The following is a 5,393-nucleotide window of genomic DNA, read 5'->3' as shown; positions in this document are numbered from 1 at the left end:
GGTGATCGCCGTCGTACTCTGCGGCCACCCTGTACTCTTCCCAGCCCATGTCGAGACACGCGATGAGTCGCCAGTTTTGGTGCACCGGTATCTGCGTGGTCGGGACGGGCAGGCCGGCATCGATCAAAAGCAGACGCAGCCAGGTTTCCTTGGGCGACGCGGCGCCGGGATCGATCAATGGGAGCGCTGACCGCAGCCGACGCAGGCCGCGCGCACCGCAGTATCGCTTGGCCAGCAACAGCACATCCTCGCGCGAGAACGGTGTCGCACGCATCAACGCATCGATCCGGGCCACCGCCTCACCGATGGGCGCGTGCCGGGCGAGGTCGAACGCGGTCCTGGCAAGAGTGGTCACCGGCAGACCGCTGACCCGGGTGACTTCGTCCGGCTGGATGCGCTCATTTCGGGTGATCACACCGCGCGGCGGATGCGGGTTGCGCCAGACCAACTCGATGGGCTCGTCGTCGTCGATCCACTGCGACCCGTGTAGCGCCGCCGCGGCGAGTCCGGCCAGCACGCCGCGCCGTCGCGACCACAGAAACGCCCCGGTCGACCGCGTTCTCAGCGACAGTGTCGCGGCATCCGACAGATAGATATCCGGATAAATCGCGCGGAAGCTCGTCCGCAGCTGATACGGGCTCACCAGCCCGAGTCGCACTGCCTCGCTGCCCACGAATACGTCGTCCACAACGTCAAAGACGTCACGACGTGTCGATGAGGTCCCGCGAAACTTAAATGGTTGCGATCCGCCGCGGCGCGTCGTCGCAACCGTTTAAGTGTCGCGGCACCTACGCAGCGAACCCGCGGGAAGCTAGCCCGCCGGCACCAGCCGCAGGCACACCGAGTTGATGCAGTAGCGCTGATCCGTCGGCGTCGGGTAGCCCTCGCCGGCGAACACGTGACCCAGGTGGCTGTGGCAGTTGGCGCACAGCACCTCGGTGCGCGTGGTGCCCATCGAATGGTCGGGCCGCAAAATCACCGCGTCGGACTTCGCCGGGTCGAAAAACGACGGCCAGCCGCAGTGCGACTCGAATTTCTCTGTGCTGCGGAACAATTCGGCACCGCAGGCCCGGCACTGGTATACGCCTTCGGTTTTGGTGTCGGTGTATTCACCGGTGAAGGGCCGCTCGGTGCCGGCCTGGCGCAGCACATAGAACTCTTCCGGGGAAAGTTTCTTGCGCCATTCGTCATCGGTCAGCTGCACCTTGGGCGGCGACACGTCGGGAGAGGTCATGCCTCCACGCTAGCGCGCAAGGCGCTGACCCGCTGTGCCCGGCGCCGCCGCGCTTGCGGTCCCCGCGTCTCGCTCGCGCTCGTCTGTCAGCCACGCCGGATCGATGCCCTCGTCCAGCCGGTTTTCGGCCTTGGCGTCCAGGTACCGGTAGAGCAGCACGGTGAAGGCGACGATCAGCAGCAGCGACCAACCGTAGGTGATCTTGAGGTAATGCAGTGCGCGGCCGTACCTCATCGCCCGGTAGATCAGCCAGTCGTCCAGCGTCATGAACCCGTAGATCCCCAGCCAGGCCGGCCAATTGCGGATCAGCGAGTTGCGCAGCACCACCGTCATCAAGAACGGGAACAGCATCATCGAGTAGTAGCCCTGGGCCAACGGGAGCACCAGCCAGGAACAGAGCAGCAGCACGCCCGAGGAGCTGGTGAACCAGAACAGCGGGTCGCGGGTGCGGTAGTAGCGGTACAGCAGCCACAGCGCGCCGATCGTGATCAGCACGAACAGGATTCGCAGGAACACGATCAGCCAGGTGGGCAGGCCGAAGTAGACGCCGTTGCCCTCGATGGAGCTGTTGAAGTAGTCCCGGGTGCCCCCAATGTAGGGCAGCGTCTTGGTGACGAAGTCCATCGGATCGCTGACCAGCGGCCAGGCGACGATGTTGATCACCACGGGCACGACGATCGCGGGGATCAGCGTTCGCCACTGGCGGTTCAGCAGCGGCAGCAACAGCAGCGGTCCCAGCACGGGTTTGAGCGTGAGCGTCAGCCCGATCGCGATGCCGGCCCACCACTGCCGGCTGATCCGCCCATCCAACAGCCAGCGCAGGAACAGCAGCTCGGCCAGCAGCACGCAGCCGTTGATGTTGGTGAACACCAGCGTGCTGGTCACGCTTTCGGTGCAGAACATCGCCAGCAGCAGGGCGGGCGCGGCCACCGAGGCCAGCGTGAACTTGAACATCCGCAGCAGTAGGTACCAGGCGATCAGAATCGCGACGGTGTTGATTCCGATGAACAGGAACCGCGACGGCGTGAACGGCAGGTACCCGAACGGGGCCATCAGCAGCGTGCCGCCCGGCGGGTACAGGTAGTGCGGGTCGACGTAGTCGAAGTGCTCGTTGTAGATGTCCCAGCCGTGCCGGAAGTTCAGGACCGCGCGGTAGACGGGTTTGAAGTCGTCGGTGATGTTCCCGTTGAGGGTGAGCACGATGCTGCGGTGCAGGACCGAGAGGATGGCCAGCGGCCACAACGCCATCCGCAGCACGGCCGCGACGCTCGGTGCGCCGGTGCGGGGACCAAAGGCGGCCAGGGTCCGGTCACGCAGGCCGGTTCGGGTCGATTCAGCTGCCGTCACCAGCGCACCGTACACCGGCGCCCGCGGGCGCCGGAAAGCAGCGTCAGGCCGGGCAGTAGGTGTCGGTGTTGGGCAATTTGCCGCTGTTGAGGTAGCCGATCAGCGGCGGCACCGCGCAGCCGGAGAAGATGCTGGCGCCGTGCCCGATGCCCTGCCACATCACCCGCTTGCTGGCGGCGTTGGCGTTGATGATGCTGGCTGCGGTGGCCGCGACGCCGTCGGTGCCGACGATCGGGTCGTTCTGCACGCCGAGCAGCAGCACGTCGACCTTGAGGGTCTTCGGCGTGGGCGGTGGGGAGCCGGTGGGCCAGTGCACGCACTTGACCATGTTGAGCGCGGCGACGGTGCCGAATTCGGGGTAGAGCTTGGCCCAGGCGACGACGAGTTCGCGCACCCGGTCCGGGGTGGGGCGGTTGACCGCGTCGCTGCACACGTTGACGAACTGGCCGTCGGAGTCCTGGACGGCGTTGGCGTGGTTGATCAGATTGTTCAGCGCGTTGGTGTCGCCGGAGCGCGCGCCGGCCAGCGCGTTGGCCAGGTTGGTGGTGGCGTTGACGCGGCCGTCGGAGGGATAACCGAGCGCGACGGTGATGGCGTTGGCCACCTGTGCCACCGACGCGCCGCCGGGGCCATGACCGGCGCGGGCGTCGGCCAGCAGGGCGCTGACGGCGCCCTTGGGGTCCGCGCCCAGCGCGCAGCTCACCGCGATGCACTGGGCGGCGAACGCGTCGAGCGCGGCCTGCTGTCCCTTGACCTGTTGCTCGGCGGCGGCTTCGGCGTTGGTGCCCAACGCAACCGGTGAGTCGAGGATCAGCCGGGCCACCTTGTCCGGCCGCGATCCGGCGTAGGCCAGCGCCACCTGCGCGCCGTTGCCGATGCCGACCAGCGCCAGGGCGGGCACGTCCCACAGGGTGCGCAGCCGCTCGATGTCCGAGGCGGCGTGCGCGTTGTCGTAGGAGGAGGCGTTCGGCCCGATGCCGACGGCGTCGCCGCAGTTGGTGGTGGCGGTGTTGGACACCTCGGACAGGTTGGCCACCGGGTCGTCGCCGGTCTGGAACTGCGACTGGTCGCGCATCTGTTGGCGGTCGAACTTGTCCCGGCAGTCGATGGGACTCGACATGCCGATACCGCGGCGGTCGACGGAGACGATGGGGTGGCTGGCCAGCACGTCGGCGCCCGACCGGGACAACCAGACCGGCAACTGCGCCGAGGACGGCAGATCGGAGCCGGTGGTGAAGACCAGCGGGCCGGCGTCCTGGGGTGTCTGGCTGGAGCGGGCGCGCACCACACCGATGCTCAGGGTGCCGCCCCCGCCGTTGACCGGGTCCAGGTCGGCGTCGTAGGTCGCGCAGTCCAACTGGACACCGGCGGCGGCGGGAACGGCCGCGTCGGCGAACACCCGCGAGGTGCAGTCGTGCCACGCCAGGTCGTTCTTGGGTGCCGCGATCGGCGGCGGCCCGCTGGGCGGCGGCTTGGAGGTCGCCGCTCCCTGGGGTCGCGCACCGGAATTGGTGGCGAACCGCGGGTCGGCGGCCAGCCCCGGGACGCAGCCGGCCAGCAACGCGGTCACCGCAACCAGGATCGTGGCGCACGTGTACGGCCGACTCATGCCGACCACAGTAGCTAGGCCTTGACGTAGCGGGTGTAAAGGTAGCCGGCGTCGTCGGTCAGGACGTGGGCACATCGCATCCGGGTGAGCAGCTGCCCCGAGCCGGTGGCGATGCGTCGTGCCTGGCCGCCGACGAGGCAGGGCGCGATCGTCAGGCACAGCTCGTCGAGCAGGTCGCGCCGGATCAGCGAGTCCAGCAGCGTCGGCCCGCCCTCGGTGAGGACGCGGCGCATGCCGCGCGCGCCGAGGGCAGCCAACAGGGCGGCCTCGTCCACCTTCTCGGGATCGTGGCCCGAGCAGTCGAGCACCTCGCACAGGCCGCTGAGCGCCCGGCGTGTCTGCTCGACCGCCGCGGTGCAGGTGAGCACCAGCGGCTGCACCTCGGTGCGGGTGAACACCGCCATGTCCCGGTTGAGGTGGCCCGATCCGGTCACGATCGCCAGCTGGGGGACCTCGCTTTGCCCGCGGGCCTGCCGGTGCTGACGCTGGGCGACGGACAGCTGCGCCCCGGAGTAACCCTCGATCCGCACGGTGCCCGCACCGACCACGATGACGTCGGCGAGTTCACGCAACAGGTTGAAGATCAACCGGTCGCCCGGGCCGCCCATGGCGCCGCTGCTGCCACCGGAGGTGGCCCCGCCGTCGACGCTGGCGATGAAGTTCGCCCGCACCCACGTCCCGTCGTGTGCGGGATAGCCATAGAGTCCGGGGAGGTCGCCCTCGTCGAGGCCGCGCACCGACCCGAGCAGCGACAGCGCGGCGCCAGAGTCGGGCATGGGTCTGATTGCAGCACGCCGCTACAGTGCCTGCATGCACGGGTCCACCTCCGCGGGCGTCGCGGGCGGCGTGGCTCACCTGGTCGATCGGCACCCGACGGTGTCGCCGGAGCGGCTGATCGCCCAATTGAGGCCGCCCCCGACGTTCGCCGACGTGAGCTTCGCGACATATCGGCCCGATCCGGCGGAGCCGACGCAGGCCGCCGCGGTGGTGGCCTGCCGCGACTTCTGCCGCCAGGCCGTCGAGCGTCGCGCCGGTCGCCGAAAGCTGTTGGGGCGGCGCGCGCGGCCACCTCGCCGTCGGACAGCGGCTGCGGCGCCGGCGGCAGGCCGCGGTGCCGGTAGTCGGGACCCTCGATCCGCACGGTGCCCGCACCGACCACGATGACGTCGGCGAGTTCACGCAACAGGTTGAAGATCAACCGGT

At 68.8% G+C, this 5,393-nt stretch carries 5 protein-coding genes and 2 pseudogenes; 1 reads left to right on the top strand and 6 read right to left on the bottom strand.

All coding sequences use genetic code 11. The features are described from left to right. The 5 genes from A5622_RS11425 to A5622_RS11405 form a co-directional block, all read right to left on the bottom strand. The coding region (locus A5622_RS11425; RefSeq protein ID WP_066878567.1) for a hypothetical protein at window positions 1–688 on the bottom strand (688 nt) is incomplete at its 3' end. 123 nt (window positions 689–811) lie between these two features. Then, the gene (gene msrB, locus A5622_RS11420; RefSeq protein WP_066870449.1) at window positions 812–1,234 is read right to left on the bottom strand and encodes a peptide-methionine (R)-S-oxide reductase MsrB; all 423 of its coding nucleotides are present in this window, start codon (window positions 1,232–1,234) and stop codon (window positions 812–814) included. 9 nt (window positions 1,235–1,243) lie between these two features. Next, window positions 1,244–2,596: an arabinofuranan 3-O-arabinosyltransferase gene (gene aftC, locus A5622_RS11415; protein WP_066878565.1), complete on the bottom strand. Its 1,353-nt coding sequence runs from the start codon at window positions 2,594–2,596 to the stop codon at window positions 1,244–1,246. 28 nt (window positions 2,597–2,624) lie between these two features. Further along, window positions 2,625–4,190 carry an alpha/beta hydrolase gene (locus A5622_RS11410; protein ID WP_066878564.1) on the bottom strand — a complete coding sequence of 522 codons (1,566 nt, stop codon included), beginning with the start codon at window positions 4,188–4,190 and terminating at the stop codon, window positions 2,625–2,627. 14 nt (window positions 4,191–4,204) lie between these two features. Beyond that, on the bottom strand, window positions 4,205–4,966 hold the full coding sequence (locus A5622_RS11405; protein ID WP_066878562.1) for a pyrimidine reductase family protein: 762 nt from the start codon (window positions 4,964–4,966) through the stop codon (window positions 4,205–4,207). On the opposite strand from A5622_RS11405, the pseudogene zapE reads away from it, so the two are divergent. Beyond that, window positions 4,965–5,249: pseudogene (zapE, locus tag A5622_RS28140) on the top strand (AFG1/ZapE family ATPase); the annotation flags it as partial. The gene A5622_RS11405 and the pseudogene zapE overlap by 2 nt on opposite strands. Window positions 5,250–5,316: 67 nt before the next feature. Here the strand turns inward: zapE and A5622_RS30730 are convergent. Next, window positions 5,317–5,393, bottom strand: a pseudogene (locus A5622_RS30730) (pyrimidine reductase family protein); the annotation flags it as partial.

The sequence above is a fragment of the Mycobacterium sp. 1245801.1 genome, from assembly GCF_001673055.1.
Lineage (GTDB): Bacteria > Actinomycetota > Actinomycetes > Mycobacteriales > Mycobacteriaceae > Mycobacterium > Mycobacterium europaeum_A.
Note: the sequence above shows the minus strand (reverse complement) of the source record. Positions and strands in the feature narration are given on the sequence as shown.

Excerpts from the sequence above, each read along its gene's own strand:
- msrB (WP_066870449.1), bottom strand. The coding sequence starts at position 1,234 with ATGACCTCTCCCGACGTGTCGCCGCCCAAGGTGCAGCTGACCGATGAC.
- A5622_RS11410 (WP_066878564.1), bottom strand. The coding sequence starts at position 4,190 with ATGAGTCGGCCGTACACGTGCGCCACGATCCTGGTTGCGGTGACCGCG.
- A5622_RS11405 (WP_066878562.1), bottom strand. The coding sequence starts at position 4,966 with ATGCCCGACTCTGGCGCCGCGCTGTCGCTGCTCGGGTCGGTGCGCGGC.